Below are 25,051 nucleotides of genomic sequence, written 5' to 3'. Positions count from 1 at the left end.
GGCTAGCCACCTCGTCGCCTGAAGGTAGCGGGGTTCGAGCGAACCAATACAACTCGAACGGAATGAGTCACAGGCTAAGGGATCTAGCAGTGAATACACGCGATCGAAACACGTCCTCCGTGCAGACGGAAGATTCGGAATTGTCTGCAGCTTCCATCGCGCAATCGCTGTCCGCGCAGGTCGCGACACTGAAGTTCTGCGCCGACGGTCATTTCGACTGCGCGCTGTCGCTGCAGTGGGATGCGGCATTGCTGCGCGAGTTGGAGTCGCTGGAGCGCGCTCATCGATTGAGCCGCTGCAGTGTCGTCGCGGCCGCTTGCGCGGCGGTGCTGGCGAAGCTGAGCGAACACGACAGCCTGTTGATCGGCGCGTCGCTGGCGCGCGGCGAACGCGCGCAGCGCGACGGCGTCGCCGGTCGCTTCGTCGATGCGCGCAGCTTGCCGATCGATGCCACGCAGTCCGTCGGCCAATGGCTGGCCGAAGTGGGGCGGTTGGTTGCGGCCGATGAGGGCGAGGTCGCGGGCGGCGGCGAAATCTCGCTGTTTTTCGCGCGTGGCGAAACCTTCGAACTGCATTTGCAGCTGAGCGCTGCCGATGACGGCATCGTCGGCCGGTTGAGCCATGCCTCGGCGCTGTTCGATCCGGCGATGGCCCAGCGTTGCGCCGGCTACCTGCAGCGCGCGATCGGCGCGATGGCGGCCGACGACGCTCAGCCGGTGGATCGCATCGATCTGCTCGACGCCGATGAACGCCGGCTGGTGCTGAGCGATCTCAATCAGACCCAGGCCGAGTATCCGCAGACCGCTTGCATTCATGAGCTGTTCGAGGCGCAGGTCGCGCGGACGCCGGATGCGACAGCGGTGGTGCATGGCGGCGAGTCGCTGAGCTATGCCGAGCTGAATCGTCAGGCCAACCGGCTTGCGAATCATCTGATCGGCCTGGGCGTGAAGCCCGATGACCGCGTCGGCATCAGCATCGAACGCGGTCTGTCGATGGTGATCGGTGTGTTTGGTGTGCTCAAGGCCGGCGGAGCGTATGTTCCGCTGGACCCGGTGTATCCGCGCGACCGTCTGGCGCACATGCTCGCCGACAGCGCGCCGGTGGCGGTGCTGACTTCAGCGGCGGCGCGCGAGTCGTTGCCGGACGTGGTGGCTGCGCCGTTGATCGATCTGGTTGATCCGGATGCGGCGTGGCGGAACGAACCCGCTGAAGCGCCCGTTGTGAGCGGCCTGACCTCCAGCCATCTCGCTTATCTGATCTACACCTCCGGTTCGACCGGCATGCCCAAGGGCGTGATGATCGAACACCGCAATGCGGTGAACTTCCTGGCCTGGGCCAAGGAGTCGTTCGAAGCATCGGTGCTGGCGAAGACGCTGTTCTCGACCTCGCTGAACTTCGACCTGTCGATCTACGAATGCTTCGCGCCGCTGATCGTCGGCGGCTGCACGGAAGTGGTCGATGACGCGCTGGCGCTGCAGGAAGGCGAGCACGACATCCGCCTGATCAACACCGTTCCGTCTGCATTGCAAGCCTTGCTGGACGCACAGGCGATCGACCCCAAGGTCGAAGTCGTCAACGTCGCCGGCGAAGCGCTGAAGCGCGAACTCGCCGAACGCCTGTTCGCGCAGACCCCGGTGCTGCGTCTGTGCAACCTGTACGGCCCGACCGAAACCACGACCTATTCGACCTGGGTCGCGATGGGCCGCGACAGCGGCTTCGCCCCGCACATCGGCCGTCCGCTGGCGAATACCCAGGTTTACCTGCTCGACCGTCACTTGCAGCCGGTGCCGATGGGCGCCAGCGGCGAGTTGTATATCGGCGGCGCCGGCGTGGCGCGCGGTTACTTCAATCGCGACGAACTGACGGCGGAACGTTTCCTGCCGAATCCGTTCATCGACGGCGAGCGCATGTACAAGACCGGCGACCTGGGTCGCTGGCGCGCCGACGGCAATATCGAATATCTGGGCCGCAACGACTTCCAGGTCAAGATCCGCGGCTTCCGCATCGAGCTGGGCGAGATCGAATCGCGCCTGATCGAGCACGAATCCGTGCGTGACGCCGTGGTGCTGGCGCGCGAAGACCAGCCCGGCGACAAGCGCCTGGTGGCCTACATCGTCACCCAAGACGATACGGCCATGGACGCCGATGCATTGCGCGCCCACCTGAGCGCGACGCTGCCGGACTACATGCTGCCGTCGGCCTATCTGCAACTGCAGAGCCTGCCGCGCACCTCCAACGGAAAACTCGACCGCAAGGCGTTGCCGGCACCGGACGCCGATGCCTATCGACGCCGCGATTACGAAGCCCCGCAAGGCGAGACCGAGACCCTGCTGGCGCAGCTGTGGGCCGACGTGCTCAAGCTCGACCGCGTCGGCCGCCACGATCATTTCTTCGAACTCGGCGGCCACTCCCTGCTCGCGGTGACCTCGCTCTCGCGCCTGCGCCGCGCGCTGTCGGTCGATGTGTCGCTGCGCGATCTGTTCGCGCGTCCGGTGCTGTCGGAACTGGCCGCGCATCTGCAAGGCCAGGCGCGCAGCGAGCAGCAGCCGATCCTGCCGGTATCGCGCGACCAGGAGCTGCCGCTGTCGTACGCGCAGCAGCGCTTGTGGTTCCTGGCTCAGGTCGATGGCGCCAGCGGCTCGTACCACGTCCCGCTGGCCCTGCGCCTGAGCGGCCGGCTCGATCGCGACGCACTGCAACGCACGCTCGACCGCATCGTATGGCGGCACGAGGCGCTGCGGACCACCTTCGTGCGCGAGCATGAGCAGACCGTGCAGCGCATCGCCGCGCCGGAACTGGGCTTCGCGCTGCAACACCGCGACCTGCGCGGCGATGTCGAATCGCTGCAAGGACATCTGCACGCGGAAGCCGAGGCGCCCTTCGATCTGGAGCGCGGCCCGCTGATCCGCGGGCAACTGCTGCAGACCGCGGACGACGAACACGTGCTGGTCGTGACCATGCACCACACCGTCTCCGACGGCTGGTCGAAGGGCTTGCTGATTCGCGAACTGGATGCGCTGTACAGCGCTTACGCGCGCGGCCAGGACGATCCGCTGCCGCCGCTGCCGATCCAGTACGCCGATTACGCCGTGTGGCAGCGCCAGTGGATGCGCGGCGACCAGTTGTCCAGGCAGAGCGCGTACTGGCGCAACGCATTGGACGGCGCGCCGGTGTTGCTGGAACTGCCGACCGACCGTCCGCGCCCGGCGCAGCCGGTCTTCGTCGGCGCCAGCGTCGCGGTCGAACTGGACGCCGCGCTGACCCAAAGCCTGAAACGGCTGAGTCAGCGCCACGGCATCACCCTCTACATGACCGTGCTGACCGCGTGGATGGCGGTGCTGTCGCGCCTGTCCGGTCAGGACGATGTCGTCGTCGGCAGCGTGGTGGCCAATCGCACCCGCACCGAGATCGAGGACCTGATCGGTTTCTTCGTCAACACCCAGGCGCTGCGCGCCAACATCGCCGGCACCGTGGGCGAGCTGTTGCAGCAGGTCAAGGGCCGCGTGCTGGATGCGCAGGAACACCAGGATTTGCCGTTCGAGCAAGTGGTGGAGATCGTCAATCCGCCGCGCAGCCTGTCGCACGCGCCGATTTTCCAGGTGCTGCTGGCCTGGCAGAACACCGACGCGGGCGAGTTGGCACTGCCGGATCTGAGCGCGACCCCGATCGAGATGCCCTACGATCTGGCCAAGCTGGATCTCGGCCTGGAGCTGTCGGAAGTCGAAGACCGCATCGCCGGCCGCCTGGAATACGCGACCGCGCTGTTCGACCGCGCCACCGCCGAGCGTTATGTGGGCTATCTGCGCCGGATGCTGCAGGCGCTGGCGAGCGACGATGCTCAACCGGTGGATCGCATCGATCTGCTCGATGCCGATGAGCGCCGGCGGGTGCTGAGCGATCTCAATCAGACCCAGGCCGAGTATCCGCAGACCGCTTGCATCCATGAGCTGTTCGAAGCGCAGGTCGCGCGGACGCCGGATGCGACGGCGGTGGTGCATGGCGGCGAATCGCTGAGCTATGCCGAGCTGAATCGTCAGGCCAACCGGCTTGCGAATCATCTGATCGGCCTGGGCGTGAAGCCCGATGACCGCGTCGGCATCAGCATCGAGCGTGGGCTGTCGATGGTTATCGGCGTGTTCGGCGTGCTCAAGTCCGGCGGCGCCTATGTGCCGCTGGACCCGGTGTACCCGCGCGACCGTCTGGCGCACATGCTCGCCGACAGCGCGCCGGTGGCGGTGCTGACTTCGGCGACGGCGCGCGAGTCGTTGCCGGACGTGGTGGCTGCGCCGTTGATCGATCTGGTTGATCCGGATGCGGCGTGGCGGAACGAACCCGCTGAAGCGCCCGTTGTGAGCGGCCTGACCTCCAGCCATCTCGCTTATCTGATCTACACCTCCGGTTCGACCGGCATGCCCAAGGGCGTGATGATCGAACACGGAAACGCGGTGAACTTCCTGGTCTGGGCGAAGGAATCGTTCGAAGCGTCGGTGCTGGCGAAGACGCTGTTCTCGACCTCGTTGAACTTCGATCTGTCGATCTACGAATGCTTCGCCCCGCTGATCGTCGGCGGCTGCACAGAAGTGGTCAATGACGCGCTGGCGTTGCAGGAAGGCGAGCACGACATCCGCCTGATCAACACCGTGCCGTCTGCATTGCAAGCCTTGCTGGACGCACAGGCCATCGACCCCAAGGTCGAAGTCGTCAACGTCGCTGGCGAAGCGCTCAAGCGCGAACTCGCCGAGCGTCTGTTTGCGCAGACGCCGGTGCAGCGTCTGTGCAACCTGTACGGCCCGACCGAAACGACGACGTACTCGACCTGGGTCGCGATGGACCGCGACAGCGGCTTCGCTCCGCACATCGGCCGTCCGCTGGCGAATACGCAGGTTTACCTGCTCGACCGTCACTTGCAGCCGGTGCCGATGGGCGCCAGCGGCGAGTTGTACATCGGCGGCGCCGGCGTGGCGCGCGGTTACTTCAACCGTGATGAGCTGACCGCGGAACGGTTCCTGCCCAATCCGTTCATCGACGGCGAGCGGATGTACAAGACCGGCGACCTGGGTCGCTGGCGCGCCGACGGCAATATCGAATATCTGGGCCGCAACGACTTCCAGGTCAAGATCCGCGGCTTCCGCATCGAGCTGGGCGAGATCGAATCGCGCCTGATCGAGCACGAAGCGGTGCGCGATGCCGTGGTGCTAGCGCGCGAAGACCAGCCCGGCGACAAGCGCCTGGTGGCCTACATCGTCACCCACGACGATACGGCCATGGACGCCGACGCATTGCGCGGCCACCTGAGCGCGACGCTGCCCGACTACATGCTGCCGTCGGCCTATCTGCACCTGCAGAGCCTGCCGCGCACCTCCAACGGCAAGCTCGACCGCAAGGCGCTGCCGGCGCCCGACGCCGATGCCTACCGCCGCTGCGACTACGAAGCGCCGCTGACCGAAACCGAAACCGCGCTGGCGCAGATCTGGGCCGGCGTGCTCAAGCTCGACCAGGTCGGCCGCCACGATCATTTCTTCGAACTCGGCGGCCACTCGCTGCTGGCGGTAACGCTGCTGTCGCGCATACGCAGCGCGATGTCGGTGGAAGTCTCGCTGAAGGATCTGTTCGCCCGGCCGGTGCTGTCGGATCTGGCGGCGCATCTGCAAGCGCAGGCTCGCAGCGAGCAACAGCCGATCCTGCCGGCGCCGCGCGATCAGGAACTGCCGCTGTCGTACGCGCAGCAGCGCCTGTGGTTCCTGGCCCAGGTCGACGGCGGCAGCGAGGCGTACCACATTCCGCTGGTCCTGCGTCTGCGCGGCGCGCTCGACCGCGCCGCCCTGCAGCGCGCGCTCGACCGCATCGTGTGGCGACATGAAGTGCTGCGCACCACGTTCCTGCGCGATCAGGAACAGACCGTGCAGCGCATCGCCCCGGCCGATATCGGCTTCTCGCTGCAGCGCGCGGATCTGCGCGGCGCGGACGCCGCGGCGGTGCGCCGGCGCCTGGACGAAGAGGCCGAGCGGCCCTTCGACATGGAACGCGGCCCGCTGGCCCGCGGCCTGTTGCTGCAAGTGAACGACGACGAACACCTGTTGGCGATCACGATGCACCACATCGTGTCCGACGGCTGGTCGCTGGCCGTGTTCAGCGATGAACTCAGCGCGTTGTATGCGGCCTATCTGGCCGGCGAAGACGACCCGCTGCTGCCGCTGCCGATCCAGTACAGCGACTACGCGGTCTGGCAACGGCAATGGCTGGTCGGCGATGTGCTGAGCAAGCAGAGCGATTACTGGCACAAGACCCTGGCCGGCGCGCCGGCGGTATTGGAACTGCCGACCGATCGCCCGCGTCCGCCGCAGCAATCCTTCGACGGCGCCATCGTACCGGTGCATTTCGACGCCGAGTTGAGCCAGGCCGTGCGCCGGCTCAGTCAGCGCCACGGCGCGACCTTGTACATGACCGTGCTGGCCGCGTGGATGGCGGTGCTGTCGCGTCTGTCGGGCCAGGACGACATCGTCGTCGGCACCGCCGTGGCCAATCGCACGCGCTCGGAAATCGAAGGCCTGATCGGCTTCTTCGTCAACACCCAGGCCTTGCGCGTCCCGGTCGATGGCAGCGCCTCGCAGCTGTTGCAGCGGGTCAAGACGCGGGTGCTGGAAGCGCAGGATCACCAGGACCTGCCGTTCGAACAGATCGTGGAACGGGTCAATCCGGTGCGCAGCATGGCGCACGCGCCGATCTTCCAGGTGATGCTGGCCTGGCAGAACACGGCCGAAGGCGTGCTCGAATTTCCCGGGATCGAGGCTTCGCTGGAAGACTCGACCTACGACGTGGCCAAGTTCGACCTCAGCCTGGATCTGGGCGAGAGCGACGGCTGCATTGTCGGCCGCATGGAATACGCGACCTCGTTGTTCGACCGCGCCACGGTCGAACGCGGCGTCGGCTACCTGCGCGGCATGCTCGCGGCGATGGCCGCCGACGATGCGCAGGCGGTCGATCGGATCGAGCTGCTCGGCGCCGACGAGCGCCATCAGATCCTGGAAGCCTGGAACGACACCGCCGCCGAGCTGCCGCCGCCGCAGTGCGTGCAGGCCCTGTTCGAAGCGCAGGTCGCGCAGCGTCCCGACGCCGTTGCCCTGGTGTACCAGGGCCGTGAGGTCAGCTACGCCGAACTCAACCGTCGCGCCAACCGCCTCGCGCACAGCCTGATCGCCGGCGGCCTGAAGCCCGACGACCGCGTCGCCATCTACATGGAACGCAGCGCCGAGATGGTCGTGGGCATCCTCGCCACGCTCAAGGCCGGCGGCGCCTACGTGCCGCTGGATCCGGCCTATCCGCCGGATCGCCTGGAATACATGCTCGGCGATGTCGGCCCGAAGGTGGTGCTGACTCAACCGGCGTTGCGCGCCTCGTTGCCGGCGACGAACGCGCAGGTGCGCGTGCTCGACGGCGACGATGCGCAATCCGCGCACGACGACAGCAACCCGGACCCGGCCACGCTGGGTCTGCGGCCGGATCAGCTGGCCTATGTGATCTACACCTCCGGCTCGACCGGTCTGCCCAAGGGCGTGATGATCGAGCACCGCAGCCTGACCACGCTGGTGCATGCGCTGGAAGTCGGCTACGCGCTCGAACCCGACGACCGCCTGCTGCAGTTCGCCGCGCTGAGCTTCGACATGTCGGTGGAGGAATACTTCGGCGCGCTGTGCACCGGCTGCACCCTGGTGCTGCGCAGCGACGAATGGATCGCCGATGCCACCACGTTCTGGCGCCACTGCGAAGAGCAGAAGATCAGCGTGCTGAATCTGCCCACCGCGTTCTGGCACCAGCTGGCCGACGAACGCGGCGGCGAGATTCCGCGCGGCGTTCGCCAGATCATGATCGGCGGCGAGAAAGTCAACTCGGAAATGGTCGCGCGCTGGTTCCAGCGCGACGGCCACCTGCCGCGCCTGATCAACGCCTACGGCCCGACCGAGGCGACGGTGGACGCGACCATGTGCGTGCTCGACGGCGATCCGGCCTCGCAGCTGCTGATCGGCAAGCCGATCGTGCACACCCGCATCTACATCCTCGATCAGCACCTGCAGCCGGCGCCGATCGGCGTGGCGGGCGAGCTCTATATCGGGGGCGCCCAGGTCGCGCGCGGCTATCTCAATCGCGCCCAGCTGACCGAAGAGCGTTTCATCGCCAGCCCGTTCGTGGCCGGCGAGCGTCTGTACAAGACCGGCGACCTGTGCCGTTGGCGCGGCGACGGCCAGATCGAATACCTCGGACGCAACGACTTCCAGGTCAAGATTCGCGGCTTCCGCATCGAGCTGGGCGAGATCGAAGCGCGTTTGGCGCAGTTCCCCGGCGTGCGCGAAAGCGCGGTGCTGGCGCGCGAAGACCAGCCCGGCGACAAGCGTCTGGTCGGTTACGTGTCGGCCGCCGATCCGAGCCAAATCGATATCGAAGCCTTGCGTGCGCATCTGGCCGAGAGCCTGCCGGCCTACATGGTGCCGGGCGCGTTCGTGGTGCTGGACCGCATGCCGATGACCGGCAACGGCAAGCTCGACCGCCAGGCGCTGCCGGCGCCGGACGCCTCCGCGTACCGGGTGCGCGAATACGAAGCGCCGGTCGGCGAGGTCGAATCCGCCCTGGCGCAGCTGTGGGCCGACGTGCTAAAGCTCGAGCGGGTCGGCCGCCACGACAACTTCTTCGAACTCGGCGGGCATTCGCTGCTTGCGGTGACGCTGTTGTCGCGCCTGCGCCGCGCGCTGGAAGTCGAGGTTTCGCTCAAGGATCTGTTCGCGCGTCCGGTGCTGGCCGAGCTGGCCGAGCATTTGCACGGACGCACCCGCAGCGAACAGCAGCCGATCCTGCCGGTGCCGCGCGATCAGGCCTTGCCGCTGTCGTACGCGCAACAACGCCTGTGGTTCTTCAGCCAGCTCGACGGCGGCAGCGAGGCGTATCACATCCCGATGGCGCTGCGCCTGCGCGGCGCGCTGGATCGCAGCGCGCTGCAGCGCGCGCTCGACCGCATCGTGGCGCGGCACGAAGTGCTGCGCACCACCTTCCGCCGTGTCGATGGCCAGACCGTGCAGCACATCGGCCCGGCCGATGCCGGCTTCGACCTGCGCATGCGCGATCTGCGCGGCGCCGACGCCGCGGCGCTGGACCGGCATCTGGCCGACGCCACCATCCGCGCCTTCGATCTGGAACACGGCCCGCTGTTGCGCGGCGAGCTGTTGCAGACCGCGGACGACGAACACGTCCTGTCGATCACCATGCATCACATCGCCTCCGACGGCTGGTCGGCGGGCGTGTTCACCGAAGAGCTGAGCGCCTTGTACGCCGCCTATCTGGCCGGCGAAGACGATCCGCTGCCGCCGTTGCCGATCCAGTACGCCGATTACGCGGTATGGCAACGGCACTGGCTGCAGGGCGAAGTGCTGGCGAAGCAGAGCGACTACTGGCAGCAAGCGCTGGCCGGCGCGCCGGCGCTGCTGGAACTGCCGACCGATCGCCCGCGCCCGCCGCAGCAATCCTTCGTCGGCGACGCGGTGCCGGTGGAGTTCGACGCCGAACTCACCCAGGCCCTGCGCAAGCTCGGCCAGCGCCACGGCGCGACCTTGTACATGACCGTGCTGGCGGCGTGGATGGCGGTGTTGTCGCGCCTGTCCGGCCAGGACGATGTCGTCGTCGGCACCGCCGTGGCCAATCGCACGCGCCCGGAAATCGAGCCGCTGATCGGCTTCTTCGTCAACACCCAGGCGCAGCGCGCGCAGATAGACGGCAGCGCCGCGCAACTGCTGCAGCAGGTCAAGAGCCGGGTGCTGGAAGCGCAGGATCATCAGGATCTGCCGTTCGAGCAGGTGGTGGAGCTGGTCAACCCGCTGCGCAGCCTGGCGCATGCGCCGATCTTCCAGGTGATGCTGGCCTGGCAGAATCTGGACGAAGAATCCCTGCGCCTGCCCGGCTTGAGCGTGTCGGAAGTCAATCCGGCCTACGGCATCGCCAAGTTCGATCTCGGCCTGGATCTGAGCGAAGTCGGCGAGCGCATCGTCGGCCAGCTGGAATACGCCAGCGCTTTGTTCGACCGATCCAGCATCGAGCGCCATCTGGGCTATCTGCGGCGGATGCTGCAGGCGATGGTTGTCGACGAGCATCAGGCGATCGCCGACATCGAACTGCCCGATGCGATCGAACGCGCCGAGCTGCTCGCGCTCGGCGACGGCGGCGCGCATGCCGACGGGCATCTCGATGCCGATGCGCAATCGCTGTACGCCTGGATTCTGGCCCAGGCCGAACGCACACCCGATGCGGCCGCCGTGGTCGAACCCGGCCGCGAATTGAACTACGGCGAACTGGTCGCGCGCGCCAACGGCGTGGCCCGGCATCTGCGCGAACTCGGCGCCGATGCCGACAGCCGCATCGCGATCCTGGCCGATCGCTCGATCGACTCGCTGATCGGCGTGCTCGGCATCCTGGCCGCAGGCGCGGCTTACGTGCCGGTCGATCCGGGTTATCCCGACGAACGCATCGCTTACGTGCTCAACGATGCGCAGGTCCTGGCCCTGTTGCTGCCGAACGAGGCCTTCGCCGAATACGCCGGCAAGGCCGTGCAATGGCGCGCAAGCCTGTCCGGCCACATCGCCACTGTCGCCGGATTGGCGGCGCATACCCGCGCGCCGGCGCTGAACGCCGATGCAGACGCCACCGCGTACGTGATTTACACCTCCGGCTCGACCGGCACGCCGAAGGGCGTGGTGGTCAGCCATCGCGGCGCGATGAATCTGGTGCGCGGTTTCGTCGCCGGACACGATTTCGCCGGCCAGCGTCTGCTGATGATTCCACCGCTGGTGTTCGATGCCTCGGTCGGCGACGTATTCCCAGCCCTGTCGGTCGGCGCGGCGCTGGTGCTGCATCCTTCGCCCGCCGACCTGACCGCGAGCGCGCTGGAAGACTATTGCCGCGAACATCGCATCAGCGCGATCGACGCGCCGGCGGCGTTGTGGCGGCGCTGGACCGACGGCCTGATCGATCTGCGCGCTGGCCGCGATGCGCCGGTGCTGCCGGACCTGCGCCTGTTGATGTTCGGCGGCGAAAGCGTTCCGCTGGAACTGGTGCGCCGCTTCGCGGAACTCACGCAAGGCCGGGTCGCGCTGAGCAACCACTACGGCCCGACCGAGGCGTCGGTCTGCGCCACCATGCTCGCCACCCGCGACGGCTCGGAGCTGTCCGGCGCCGAGCTGCCGATCGGCCGGCCGCTGCCGGGCGTGCGCACCTACGTGCTGGACGCGCAGTTGCGGCTGTTGCCGCGCGGCGCCGAAGGCGAGCTGTGCATCGGCGGCGTGGGTGTCGCGCACGGCTATCTGGGCGCGCCGGACCTCACCGCCGCGCGTTTCCTCGACGATCCGTTCGCGGCGCAGGCGGGGGCGAAGTTGTACCGCACCGGCGACCGCACGCGCTGGAATGCCGACGGCAGCCTGCAGTTCCTGGGCCGCGGCGATTTCCAGGTCAAGATCCGCGGCTTCCGTATCGAGTTGGGCGAGATCGAAGCTTGCCTGGCCGGTTGCCCCGGCGTCGGCGAAGTCGCGGTGCTGGCGCGCGAGGATCGCCCCGGCGACAAGCGTCTGGTCGCTTATGTGCGAAGCAACGACGAAGCCGGCGTCGAGATCGAAACCCTGCGCGCACACCTGAGCGCGGCGCTGCCCGAGTACATGGTGCCGGCGGCGTACGTGGTGCTGGAACGCATGCCACTGACCACCAACGGCAAGCTGGACCGCAAGGCATTGCCGGCGCCGCAGGCCGATGCGTATCTGTCGCGAGCCTACGAGGCGCCGGTCGGTGCCGTCGAAACCGCGATCGCGCAGTTGTGGAGCGAAGTGCTCAAGCTCGATCAGGTCGGCCGGCACGATAACTTCTTCGAACTCGGCGGCCATTCGCTGCTGGCGGTGAGCCTGATCGAGCGCATGCGCAACGCCGGCCTGGCCATCGACGTGCGCGCCTTGTTCGCCGCGCCGACCTTGCAGGCGCTGGCCGCGGCGGTCGGCGGCGACTACGCCAGCGTGGCGGTGCCGGCCAACGCGATCGCGCCCGACAGCGACACCATCGTGCCCGCGATGTTGCCGCTGGTGCGGCTGCAGCAGGCCGACATCGACCGCATCATCGCGGCGGTGCCCGGCGGCGCGGCCAATGTCCAGGACATCTATCCGCTGGCGCCGCTGCAGGAAAGCTTCCTGTTCCACCACGCGCTCGGCCGCCACGGCGACGTGTTCCTGTCGCCGACGCTGTACGCCGTGCAGCATCGCGAGGATTTCGATCGCTACGCCGAAGCCTTGCAGACGGTGATCGACCGTCACGACATCCTGCGCACCGCGCTGGCCTGGGAAGGCCTGCCCGAACCGGTGCAGGTGGTGTGGCGGCGCGCGCCGCTGGTGATCGAGCAGATCGAACTCGATCCGGCCGACGGCGATATCGCCGTACAGCTGCGCGAGCGTTTCGATCCGCGCCATTACCGTCTGGATCTGCGCCAGGCGCCGGCGTGGCGCTGGTTCATCGCCCGCGACGAGCGCAACCAGCGCTGGGTCGCGCTGGAACTGATGCATCACCTGACCAGCGATCACACCGCGCTGCAGCTGATTCACGAGGAAGTCGAGGCGATCCTGCGCGGCCGCGTCAGCGAACTGCCGGCGCCGGTGCCGTTCCGCAATTTCGTCGCTCAGGCTCGCCTGGGTGTGAGCCGCGAAGAGCACGAAAGCTATTTCCGCAATCTGTTGGGCGATATCGATGAGCCGACCGCGGCGTTCGGCCTGCTCGATACCCAGGGCGACGGCAGCCGCATCGCCGAAGCCGATTTCGAAGTCTCCGCCGATCTCAGCCGCCGCCTGCGCGCGGCCGCGCGCGCCGCCGGCGTGGGCCCGGCGACGCTGTGCCACCTCGCCTGGGCGATGGTGCTGGCACGGGTCAGCGGCCGCGACGATGTCGTGTTCGGCACGGTGATGTTCGGCCGCATGCACGGCGGCGAAGGCGCCGATCGCGGCATGGGCGTGTTCATCAACACCTTGCCGCTGCGTCTGGCGCTGGGCGAAGGCAGCGTGCGCGACAAGGTGCGACTGGCGCACGAGCGCCTGACCGAACTGCTGCGTCACGAGCACGCGCCGTTCAATCTGGCCCAGCGTTGCAGCGCGGTGCCGTCGCCGCTGCCGTTGTTCAACTCGCTGCTCAATTACCGCTATCAGGCGGCGGGCGAGGGCGGCGATGCGCAGGACGGTTTCTCCACCGGCCTGGAACTGCTGCAGTGGTCGGAGCGGACCAACTATCCCTTGACCGTGTCGGTCAACGATGAGGCCGATGGCGGCTTGAGCTTCAACGTCCAGGTCGATGAGTCGATCGATCCGGCTCTGATCTGCGCGATGTTCGATACCGCGCTGGCTTCGTTGGCGCAGGCGCTGGAACAGGCGCCGGGTTCGGCGCTGACGCAGTTGGAGGTGTTGCCGGCGGCTGAGCGGCAGCGCGTACTGGCCGATCTCAACGATACCGGCAAGGCGTATCCCGAGCAGGCTTGCATCCACCAGTTGTTCGAGGCGCAGGTCGCGCGGACGCCGGATGCGACGGCGGTGGTGCATCGTGGCGAATCGCTGAGCTATGCCGAATTGGATCGTCAGGCCAACCGGCTTGCGAATCATTTGATCGGCCTGGGCGTGAAGCCCGACGACCGTGTCGGCATCAGTATCGAACGCGGTCTTTCGATGGTGATCGGCGTGTTCGGCGTACTCAAGGCCGGCGGCGCCTACGTGCCGCTGGACCCGGTGTACCCGCGCGATCGTCTGGCGCACATGCTGGCCGACAGCGCGCCGGTGGCGGTGCTGACTTCGGCGACGGCGCGCGAGTCGTTGCCGGACGTGGTGGCGGCGCCGTTGATCGATCTGGTTGATCCGGATGCGGCGTGGCGGAGCGAATCTTCCGAAGCGCCAGCCGTGAACGGTCTGACGTCTAACCATCTTGCCTACCTGATCTACACCTCCGGTTCGACCGGCATGCCGAAGGGCGTGATGATCGAACACCGCAACGCGGTGAACTTCCTGGTCTGGGCGAAGGAATCGTTCGAAGCGTCGGTGCTGGCGAAGACGCTGTTCTCGACCTCGCTGAACTTCGATCTGTCGATCTACGAATGCTTCGCCCCGCTGATCGTCGGCGGCTGCACGGAAGTGGTCGATGACGCGCTGGCGCTGCAGGAAGGCGAGCACGACATCCGCCTGATCAACACCGTTCCGTCTGCATTGCAAGCCTTGCTGGACGCTCAGGCGATCGACCCCAAGGTCGAAGTCGTCAACGTCGCCGGCGAAGCGCTGAAGCGCGAACTGGCCGAACGCCTGTTCGCGCAGACCCCGGTGCAGCGCCTGTGCAACCTGTACGGCCCGACTGAAACTACGACCTACTCGACCTGGGTCGCGATGGACCGCGACAGCGGCTTCGCCCCGCACATCGGCCGTCCGCTGGCGAATACCCAGATTTACCTGCTCGACCGCCACTTGCAGCCGGTGCCGATGGGCGCCAGCGGCGAGTTGTACATCGGCGGCGCCGGCGTGGCGCGCGGCTACTTCAACCGTGATGAGCTGACCGCGGAACGCTTCCTGCGTAATCCGTTCATCGACGGCGAGCGCATGTACAAGACCGGCGACCTGGGTCGCTGGCGAGCCGACGGTAATATCGAATACCTGGGCCGCAACGACTTCCAAGTCAAGATCCGCGGCTTCCGCATCGAGCTGGGCGAGATCGAATCGCGCCTGATCGAGCACGAATCGGTGCGCGACGCCGTGGTGCTGGCGCGTGAAGATCAGCCGGGCCACAAGCGCCTGGTGGCCTACATCGTCACCCACGACGATACGGCGATGGACGCCGACGCATTGCGTGCCCATCTGAGCGCGACGCTGCCGGACTACATGCTGCCGTCGGCCTATCTGCAACTGCAAAGCCTGCCGCGCACCTCCAACGGCAAGCTCGACCACAAGGCGTTGCCGGCGCCCGACGCCGATGCCTACCGCCGCCGCGACTACGAAGCGCCGCAAGGCGAGACCGAAACCCTGCTGGCGCAGCTGTGGGCCGACGCACTCAAGCTCGACCGCGTCGGCCGCAACGACCGCTTCTTCGACCTCGGCGGTCATTCGCTGCTGGCCCTGCAAGTGCAAGGCCGTCTGCACGCGGCCGGTTTCGATCTGGCCCTGGCCGATCTGTTCGAACAGCCCACGCTCGCCGCGCTGGCCTCGCGCGTGGGCGATCGCCGCGCCCGCGCGCAAGCGACGCGGACGGGTGCCCCGGCGAAGACGCCGACGGTCGATTTTCAGTCCGATGACGCACCAGCGGAGCTGCCGCTATGAGCACCACCACGAAGCGATGGCGCGGCCGCATGCCGATGCAGTCATGCAAGGGAGCAATACGGGTATGAGCCGGTTCGTGCTGTCGCGGAATTTCCTGCTGGTGTGGATCGGGCAGATGCTCTCGGGCATCGGCTCGAAGCTGTCGAGCTTCGCCCTGGGACTGTGGGTGCTGCGCACCACCGGCTCGACCACCCAGTTCGCGATCACCTTCATCGTCACCGCGCTGCCGGCGATCTTCGCCGCGCCGTGGGCCGGCGCGCTGGTCGATCGCTGGGACCGGCGCACGATCCTGATGGTCTGCGACGTAGCGGCGATGACCTTGATGGCGTCGTTGGCCTTGCTGCTGTCCACTGGCCAACTCGCGGTCTGGCATGTGTACGCGGTCGCCGCGACCGCCTCGCTGCTGGAAACCTTCCGCAAGCCGGCTTTCCTCGCCAGCGTGCCGCTGCTGGTGCCGGCGCAACATCTGCCGCGCGCGAACGGGCTGGTTCATTCCGGCGAAGCCGCGGCCTCGATCTGCGGGCCGCTGCTGGCCGGTTTCCTGGTCAGCGCCATCGATTTCAAGGGCGTGCTGCTGATCGATGCTTCGACCTTCGCCGTCGGCATCGTGACCTTGTTGCTGGTGACGATCCCGCGCGCGCCGGCGAGCACCGGCGCAGCGCCCGAAAGCGTCTTGCGCGAAGCGGTGATCGGCTGGCGTTACGTGCACGGGCGGCCGGGATTGCTCGGCCTGCTGAAGGTGTATGGCTATAACCATTTCGTGTTCGCCATCGCCAGCGTGCTCATCGCACCCTTGCTGCTGTCGTTCTCCACGCCGGAGCGGGTCGGCATGCAATACGCCATCAGCGGCTGCGGCCTGCTGCTCGGCGGCCTGGCGATGACGATGTCGGGCGGGCCGAAGAAGCGCATCAACGGGGTGCTGGTGTTCTCGATGCTCGGCGGCGTGTTCCTGGCCGCGCATGGGCTGCATCCCACGTTCCTTCTGGTCGCGGTGGCGGGGTTCGTGTTGTTCACGATGCTGCCGGCGATCGACGCCTCCAACAACTCGCTGTGGCAAAGCAAGGTTCCGCCGCAGTTGCTGGGCCGCTGCTTCGCGATCCAGGACCTGGTGCTCAACGTGGCGATGGCGATCGGTTACTGCCTGGCCGGGCCGTTGTCGGATTACGTGTTCGGTCCGGCGCTGCTTGAAAACGGTTGGCTGGCCGACAGCGTCGGCAGCGTGATCGGCGTCGGCCCCGGCCGCGGCATCGGCCTGATGTTCGTGCTGCTGGGCGTGTCGATGAGCCTGGTCGCGCTGTGGGCCTACGGCGTGCCGGCGATCCGCCGCATCGACGAACTCGAAGACGTGGCGGCAGCCGAAGAAAAGAATCAAATCATCGCCGAGCCCTCGTACTGAGGCGTGGCGCGGATCACCAGGCGGCCTCTAGGGGACGGCCGGTTCACAACGACAGGAAGTGCAGCGATGAACAGGAAGTATCGAGCAGGTCAGCAAGGCTGGCGCGACAACGTGAAGGCAAGGAGTGCGAAATGAAGACTGAGCTAGGGCAATCCCCGGCGCCGTGCAAGCACGCCGCCGCGGCGGCCGGACACAACGACCAGACGCCGGCGGCGATGCAGTCGTCCGCGGTGCCGCGGCTGATGCGGGTCTCGGAAGTGGAGCGCGAATGCGAGCCGACTTCGACCTTGGCCGGCATGCTCAAGTGGGTGCGCGAATTCATCGGCGCGCCGCATCCCAACCTCGGCCGTTCCGGTTCGATCTGCCCGTTCGTTCCGGGCGCCCTGAACATGGACACGATCTGGATTTCCGAGGTCGCCGACGCCGAGCCGACCGTGGACAGCATCTCGGAGATCATCAAGGAATACCGCAACGTATTCCTGGCGACCGAGCCGACCAAGTCGCCGGACTCGATCAACAAGGCGTTCCTGGTCGCGTTCCCGACCCTGACCGCGCGCGGCGCGGAAGGCGCGGCGCTGGTCGATAAGGTGCAGTACCGGCTCAAGCCGTACTTCGTCGACCAGGGCATGATGCTCGGCGAGTTCCATTCGATGAACGAAAGCCCGGGCCTGCGCAATCCCGACTTCCGTCCGCTGCGCAGCCCGGTGCCGATGCTCGCCATCCGTCTGATGGTCGAATCGGATCTGCCGTTCATGACCCGCGATCTGTATGCGCCGGCCGAGCGCGCCGCGTTCCTGCGCTCGTATCTGTATCGTCTGGGCGGATCGCTGAAGCCGTCCAAGTTCAACGAAGCGCTGGAAAAGCTGATCGTTGCCGAGGTCGCCATGCGCACCGTGCCGGCCGAGGCCAGCGAAGCGGCGGTGGAGCCGGCATGAACCTGCATACGCGAGAACATGCCGACGGCAGCGCCAGCCTGGGCAAGGCCGAGACGATCGCCAGCGACACGCCGGCCAGCGAGCGCATCGCCATCGTCGGCGGCGGCCTGGCCGGTTCGATGCTGACCCTGGCGCTGGCGCAGAAGGGCTACGCGGTCGATCTGTACGAGCGCCAGCCCGATCCGCGCACGCAGGGCGGCCGCGCCGGCCGCTCGATCAACCTGGGCTTGTCCAAGCGCGGCATGCAGGCGCTGGAGATGGTCGGCCTGCTGCAGACCGTGCTCGATACCGCGGTGGTGATGAGCGGCCGGGTGATCCACGCGCCCGACGGCAGCACGCGCTATCAGCCCTACGGCAAGGACGCCAGCGAAGTCCTGCATTCGATCGACCGCAACCAGCTGGGTCATCTGCTACTGGATCACGCCGAGCGCCATCCGCAGGTGCGCCTGCACTTCGGTCACCGCCTGGCGCAGGTCGACAAGGCCGCGCGCACGGTCGAGTTCGAGACCGCGCAGGGCCGCGTGGTCGCGCATCCGCAGTGGATGGTCGGCGCCGACGGCGCGTTCTCCAGCGCGCGGCGCGAACTGCAGCGCGGCGAGCGCGCCAACTATCACCAGGAATACCTGGAGTGGGGCTACAAGGAACTGACCCTGGCGCCCGGCGCCGACGGCCAGTCGGTGATCGAGCTGACCGCGCTGCACGTGTGGCCGCGCAGCCATTGCCTGTTCGTCTCCCATCCCAACCGCGACGGCTCGCACACCCTGACCTTGTTCCTGCCGTTCGAAGGCGAGGACAGCTTCGCCACGGTGCGCACGCCGGAAGAAATCACCGCGCTGATCAGCAAGTACTTCCCCGATCTGGTGCGGCTGCTGCCGGGGCTGATCGAGGAATGGATGAAGCATCCGGTCGGCTCGCTCATCACCACCCGTACCGCGCCGTGGACCTTCGGCGATTGGGCGGTGCTGGTCGGCGACGCCTGCCATGCGGTGTATCCGTTCTACGGCCAGGGCATGAACTCGGCGTTCGAGGATTGCTGCACGCTGGTGTCCGCGCTGAGCGCGAACCAGGGCGACACCGCCGCGGCCTTCCACGCCTACGAACAGGCCCGCCGCCAGCACACCGACGTGCTGTGCGAGCTGTCGAAGGAGAACTTCGTCGAGCTGCGAAAGAAGGTGCAGTCGCCGTGGTTCGTCGCGCGCAAGCGCCTGGACATCGCCCTCAACCGCTTGTGGCCCAAGCGCTGGCTGCCGCTGTATTCGATGATCGCGCACACGACCATGCCCTACGGCGAGGCGCGCGCCCGCGCCCGGCAACAGGACGCGATCCTGCTGGGCTCGGCGAAGGCGCTGGCCGCGGTCGCGGTATGCGGCGTCGCCGCGGCGGCCTGGTGGTGGCTGCGATGACGGCCGCGCTCGCAAGCATCGGCGCCGGCCTGCGCACGGGCCGGTTGCGGATGCATCCGCGCTCACAGGCAACGGAGGCTCGCCGTGGTCTTTAATTCGCTCACGTTCCTGGTGTTTTTCGCGGTGGTGCTGTTCCTGCACAACCTGCGGCTGCCGTGGTCTATCAAGAAAGCCAATCTGCTGGTGGCGAGTTTTCTGTTCTACGCCGCATGGAACCCGCCGTTCCTGTTGCTGCTGTGGGCCTCCACCGTGGTCGATTGGGCCGTGGCGCTGAAGATCCATCGCCAGACCGAGCAGGGCCGGCGACGGGCCTGGCTGATCGTGTCGATCATCTTCAACCTGAGTTTTCTGGGCTTCTTCAAATACGGCAACTGGGCGCAGGAGAACTGGCACGCGCTGATGCAGTTGATCGGCGTGCAGTACACCGCGCCGAAGTGGAACATCCTGCTGCCGGTCGGCATCTCGTTCTACATCTTCCATTCGATGTCCTACACCCTGGACATCTACTGGAAGCGGGTCGAGCCGATTCCGAAGTTGTTCGACTTCGCCTTGTTCGTGTCGTTCTTCACCCAGTTGGTGGCCGGCCCGATCCTGCGCACCGCCGATCTGGTGCCGCAGTTCCAGCGTCCGCGCACCGCCACGGCGAATCAGCTGTGCTGGGGATTCGCGCTGATGATCTTCGGCATGTTCGAGAAAGTGGTGCTGGCCGACGGCGTGTTCGCGCCGGCGGTGGATGCGGTCTACGGCAACGGCGACCCGATCACCGGTGTCGACGCCTGGGTCGGAACGGCCTCGTTCGCCACGCAGATTTTCTTCGACTTCGCCGGTTACTCGGTCACCGCCATCGGCGCGGCCATGTGCCTTGGCTTCAGCATTCCGAACAACTTCCGCGCGCCGCTGGCGGCGATCGGCATCGCGGAATACTGGCGGCGCTGGCATATTTCGTTCTCGACCTGGCTGCGCGACTACGTGTACTACCCGCTCGGCGGCAGTCGCGACGGCGAAGCGCGCACCTACCTCAATCTGATGATCACCTTGTTGATCAGCGGCCTGTGGCACGGCGCGAACTGGACCTTCGTGATCTGGGGCGGCGTATTCGGCCTGCTGCTGTGCGGCGAGCGCTGGATGCGGCGCAAGACCAAGGCCTGGAACATTCCAAAGGGGCTGTGGTTCCAGGTCAGCATGATGTTGCTGACGTTCTGGATCATCACCTGCACCCGCGTGCTGTTCCGTTCGCCGACGCTGGCCGAGGCGATGTCGATCTACCGCAGCATGATCGGCCTGCATGCCGACGCCGCGCCGATCCTGTCGTTGTATCAGATCGTTCTGAGCATGGTCTGCGTGGTCCTGACCCTGTTCGCGCATTGGCATATGCGCGACAAGGAGCTGGAACACGTGGTTGCGCGCGCTCCGCAATGGCTGTTGGTCTCGGCCATGAGCGGCATGCTGTTTCTGACCATCATTACGCAAGGGAATGGCGATGGTTTCATCTACTTCCAGTTTTGACGCCGGCGCCGTCGCCCCCGATCTGCTCGGACCCGATCCGTCGCAGCGTCCGCATTCGGCCGTTTCCACCGCCGATTCGGAGAGCAGCTTCGGCACCGGGCTGGCGCGTCCGGTGCCGGATCAACCCTGGCCGAAGCTGATGCTGAAGGTGCTGATCAGCACCTTCCTGCTGGTGCTGGGCTGGGAGATCGCGATGCGCCATCTCGGCCTGCAGGCGGGCGATCTGGACGACGATCGCGACTACTGGGTCGAACAGCGGCGCAGGCTGGACAAGCTGCCCGCCGATTCGGTGGTGATCATCGGCGACTCGCGCGTGCTGTTCGGCACCGAGCTGAGCAAGTGGGAGGAACTCACCGGACGCAAGCCGCTGCAGCTCGCCTTGCCGGCCACCAGCGCGCAGCCGTTCCTGCACGATCTGGCCTCCGACGAACGCTTCGCCGGGCTGGTGGTGATCGGCATCAGCGAATCGAGCTATTTCAGCGATGAGCTGGGCCGGCGCGTGACGGTGCTGAAGTACATCGATCACCAGACGCCTTCGCAGAAGTCCGGCCATCTGCTGTACAAGGCCGCCTCGCGCGATCTGGCGTTCCTGGACAGCAACTACACCTTGTTCAAGCTGCTCGAACGGGCCGACTGGCCGCAACGCGAAGGCGTGGCGCCGCTGTCGGTATGGAAGATCGCCGAGTCCTACGACGACCGTCAGATGTATCTGTGGAACCGGATCGAGACCGATCCGCGCTTGAACGAACACGCGCGCTACGTTTGGGGCCAGTACTGGATCGGCGATCCGATCGAAAAGGACCTGGTCGATCGCGTGATCGCCAAGACCAAGCCCGACATCGATCGCATCCGCGCCAGGGGCGGTGAAGTGGTGTGGTTGCGCACGCCTTCGGCCGGCCATCTGCTGGATGTGGAGCGCGTGCGCTTCCCGCGCGCGGTGGGCTGGGATCGATTGATGCGCGAGACCAACTCGTTCGGCATCCATTTCGAGGACTACACCCAGATGCACAACCTCGACATTCCCGAGTGGTCGCATCTCTCGCAATCCGGCGCGCAGGTCTACACCGACGCCTACGTGAAGGTGCTGATGGAGCGGGTGGAGTGGTTGAAGGTGCACAGCAAGCGGTGGCAAGAGGAGGGCAGGCGCAAACCCGGCGACGGATGAACCCGGACGGTCCATGCCGGCCCGGCGCGAACGCGCGGGCCTTCAGCGGATTCCATTCAACTCTTGCCAAGCACAGGTAGCCCCATGTCCATTGCAGTCACAACCGACGCCATCGCGCCGGCCAAGGAAAAACCCGCAGCGCCGCACCTGGATTACCGACCCGACGTCGATGGCCTGCGCGCCATCGCGGTATTGCCGGTGGTGATCTTCCACGCGTTCCCGGCGCTGATACCCGGCGGCTTCGTCGGCGTGGATATCTTCTTCGTCATCTCCGGTTATCTGATTACCGGCATCCTGCTGCGCGCCTTGAACAAGCAGCAGTTCAGCCTGCTGGGCTTCTACGGCCGCCGCATCAAGCGCATCTTCCCGGCGCTGATCACCATGATGATCACGGTGTTCCTGTTCGGCTGGCTGGTGCTGTTGCCGGACGAATTCGAGCAACTGGGCAAACACATAGCCGCCGGCGCGGCCTTCGTGCTCAATCTGAGTTTGTTCATCGACACCAACCTGTACTTCGGCGCGATCGAGGCGCCGCTGGTGCATTTGTGGTCGCTGGGCGTGGAAGAGCAGTTCTACCTGGTGTGGCCGCTGCTGCTGTGGGCGACCTGGCGACTGGGCCGCTGGCAGGTGGCGCTGCTCGGCGCGATCACCGTGGTGTCGTTCTACTTGAACGTGTCGGCCGTGCACGAAGAACCGCTGCAGTCGTTCTATCTGCCGACCGCGCGCCTGTGGGAGCTCTCGCTCGGCGGTTTGCTCGCCTTCGCCACCCAGAACAAGGCCGCCCACGGCGGACATGAAAGCCTGCCGTCGTGGATTCCGCACAAGGGTTTGTTCGGCGACAACGCCCGCGCCAACCTCGGCGCGGTGCTGCTGATCGGTTCGTTCGCGTTCCTGCACAACAAGATGGAATTCCCCGGCTGGTGGGCGCTGGCGCCGGTGATCGGTTCGGTGCTGCTGATTTCCGCCGGCCCGGGCAGCTTCATCAGCCGCCGCGTGCTGAGCCAGCGCTGGATGGTGTTCGTCGGCCTGATCAGCTATCCGCTGTACCTGTGGCATTGGCCGCTGCTGTCGCTGGCCCATACCATCGACTGGCGCGACTACACCCCGGCCCTGCGCGTGGGCGTGGTGGCCCTGTCGTTCGTGCTGGCGTGGCTGACCTATCGCTACATCGAGCGGCCGCTGCGCGGCTCGCCGAAGACGCTGAAGGTCGCCAGCGGCCTGTTCGCGACGATGGCGGTGTGCGCGGTCGGCGGCTGGCTGACCTACAAGACCCAGATCCCGGCGCGTCCGATCCCGGCCGATGTGGCCAAGATCCTCGCCGCCGAAAACGAAGACTTCCCGTATCCGAAGGAGCCGGGTTTCCTCAACGTCGGCACCGGCGCGAAGAAGGTCTTGTTCATCGGCGACAGCACCCTGGCGCAGTACCACTGGCGCGTGGACAAGGTGCTCAAGGAGCATCCGGGCAACAGCCGCGGCGCGATCTTCGCCTGGCGCCCGGGTTGCGCCCCGCACGACGAAATCACCCGCGTCGCCCACGCCAAGTGCCGGCAGCTGCTGGTCGATGCCATCGCCATGGCCAAGACCGCGCCGATCGAATCGGTGGTGATCGGCTTCTCGTGGTACTCGTACCTGACCGGCAACCGCGACAGCGATCACGTCGGCGAAGTGCGCCCGCTGCTGCCGGTGGCCGATCCGGCGCTGGAGAACGTGCGCCGCATGGTCGAGGGCTTCGCCGCCTCGGGCAAGAAGGTCTACATCATGCAGAACGCGCCGCTCAATCCGGGCTTCGCGCCGCGGCAGATGGTCCAGCGCACCATTTTTGCGCCTGGTTTCCGGGTCAACAGCGAGCCGGCGAGCAAGCAGCACCTGTTGACGGCGTACGAGCCGTTCCTGGTACGGTTGCGGCAGATCGCCAAGGACAACAACGCGACCCTGATCGATCCGCTCGGCGGCCTGTGCCCGGAAGGCGTATGCCCTTCGATCACCAAGAACGACGAGCCGATCTACCGCGACGCGTTCCATCTGCGCAAGTTCTACATTCTCGAGAGCGTGAGCTACATCGATCCCGTCGTTCTCGATACCGGACATGATTCCATGCCCGGCGGTCGCTAGGAGAAACTGCAGTGCGTTCGTCAGTCAGCAATGCCATGGCGCTCGCCGCCGGATGTGCGCTCGCGATCCTGTTGCCTGCTTGCGGCGAAAGCCGCTCGCAGGAGGACGGGAGCAAGCCGCCGCAGCAGGTCGGCGTGGTCACGCTCGTCAATGCCCCGTTGGTCCTGACCCAGGAGTTGCCGGGCCGCACCCGCGCGATGCAGGTCGCCGACATCCGTCCGCAGGTCAGCGGCATCGTGAAAAAGCGCTTGTTCGTCGAGGGCGAATTCGTCCAGGCCGGGCAGGCGCTGTACCAGCTCGACGATGCGGTGTACCGGGCGAGCTTCGACAGCGCGCAGGCCAATCTGCGCAAGGCCGAGGTCACCGCCCACGCCGCGCAACTGGCGGCCAGGCGTTCGCGCGAGTTGAACAAGATCCACGCGGTCAGCGAGCAGGACAACGAGAGCGCGGTCATGGCCGCCGACCAGGCCCAGGCCGAAGTCGGCGTGGCGCGCGCCACCTTGCAGAGCGCGCGGGTCAATCTGGCCTACGCCAACATCGTCGCGCCGATCAGCGGGCGTATCGGCAAGTCCAACGTCACCGAAGGTTCGCTGGTCACCGCCAACCAGGACGAGCCGCTGGCGCTGGTGCAGAAGCTCGATCCGATCTACGTGGACGTCAATCAGCCCAGCGCCAACTGGCTGGCGCTGAAGCAGGCGATCGATTCGGGCCGGCTGCAATCCAGCGACGCCGGCGCGGCGGTCAGCATCCAACTGGAAAACGGTGCGGCCTACGGCCACGAAGGCAAGCTGCAGTTCTCCGACGTCACCGTCGACCCGACCACGGGCAACTTCCTGTTGCGCGCGGTGGTGCCCAATCCGAAGCTGACCCTGTTGCCGGGCATGTACGTGCGCGCGATCGTCAAGGAGGGCACGCTCGCCGATGCCTTGCTGGCGCCGCAGCAGGCGGTGACCCTGGACGCCGACGGCAAGGCCAGCGCCTGGGTCGTGGACAAGGACAACAAGGTCAAGCAGCGCAGCGTGCGCGTGTCGCGCACGGTCGGCGACCAGTGGCTGGTCGAGGACGGGCTCAAGGCGGGCGAACGCGTGATCGTGGAAGGCGGGCAGAAGGTAGAGCCCGACATGCTCGTGAAGGCGGTGCCGGTGTCCAGGCCGGCGCCGGCCGCGAGCGCCGGCCGTTAATTCAGG

Annotated in this window: 8 protein-coding genes; all 8 read left to right on the top strand. The window is 66.7% G+C overall.

Translation table 11 applies throughout. The annotated features are described in order from the left end of the window. The first annotated feature begins 140 nt into the window (after positions 1–140). The 8 genes from LG3211_RS19960 to LG3211_RS19925 all read left to right on the top strand — a co-directional run bounded on the left by LG3211_RS19960 (position 141) and on the right by LG3211_RS19925 (position 25,045). A complete protein-coding gene (locus tag LG3211_RS19960) occupies positions 141–15,347 on the top strand; it encodes a non-ribosomal peptide synthetase (protein WP_269465117.1) in 15,207 nt (5,068 codons plus the stop codon). Positions 15,348–15,411: 64 nt separating this feature from the next. After that, the gene (locus LG3211_RS19955; RefSeq protein ID WP_057944357.1) at positions 15,412–16,743 is read left to right on the top strand and encodes an MFS transporter; all 1,332 of its coding nucleotides are present in this window, start codon (positions 15,412–15,414) and stop codon (positions 16,741–16,743) included. A 131-nt stretch (positions 16,744–16,874) separates the two neighbouring features. After that, complete coding sequence (locus tag LG3211_RS19950; RefSeq protein WP_148649034.1) at positions 16,875–17,678, top strand: DUF6875 domain-containing protein; 804 nt, start codon at positions 16,875–16,877, stop codon at positions 17,676–17,678. Then, a complete protein-coding gene (locus LG3211_RS19945) occupies positions 17,675–19,081 on the top strand; it encodes an FAD-dependent oxidoreductase (protein WP_083512688.1) in 1,407 nt (468 codons plus the stop codon). Before LG3211_RS19950 ends, LG3211_RS19945 begins: the two co-directional genes overlap by 4 nt. Before the next feature lie 84 nt (positions 19,082–19,165). Continuing rightward, on the top strand, positions 19,166–20,587 hold the full coding sequence (locus LG3211_RS19940) for an MBOAT family O-acyltransferase (RefSeq protein WP_057944355.1): 1,422 nt from the start codon (positions 19,166–19,168) through the stop codon (positions 20,585–20,587). Next, positions 20,562–21,752: a hypothetical protein gene (locus tag LG3211_RS19935; protein ID WP_148649033.1), complete on the top strand. Its 1,191-nt coding sequence runs from the start codon at positions 20,562–20,564 to the stop codon at positions 21,750–21,752. Before LG3211_RS19940 ends, LG3211_RS19935 begins: the two co-directional genes overlap by 26 nt. Positions 21,753–21,836: 84 nt before the next feature. Then, a complete protein-coding gene (locus LG3211_RS19930; RefSeq protein ID WP_057944353.1) occupies positions 21,837–23,864 on the top strand; it encodes an acyltransferase family protein in 2,028 nt (675 codons plus the stop codon). 35 nt (positions 23,865–23,899) lie between these two features. Then, complete coding sequence (locus LG3211_RS19925) at positions 23,900–25,045, top strand: efflux RND transporter periplasmic adaptor subunit (protein ID WP_057944352.1); 1,146 nt, start codon at positions 23,900–23,902, stop codon at positions 25,043–25,045. The last annotated feature ends 6 nt before the right edge of the window (positions 25,046–25,051 follow it).

The organism is Lysobacter gummosus (assembly GCF_001442805.1).
Lineage (GTDB): Bacteria > Pseudomonadota > Gammaproteobacteria > Xanthomonadales > Xanthomonadaceae > Lysobacter > Lysobacter gummosus.
This window is presented reverse-complemented; position numbering and strand designations above follow the sequence as displayed.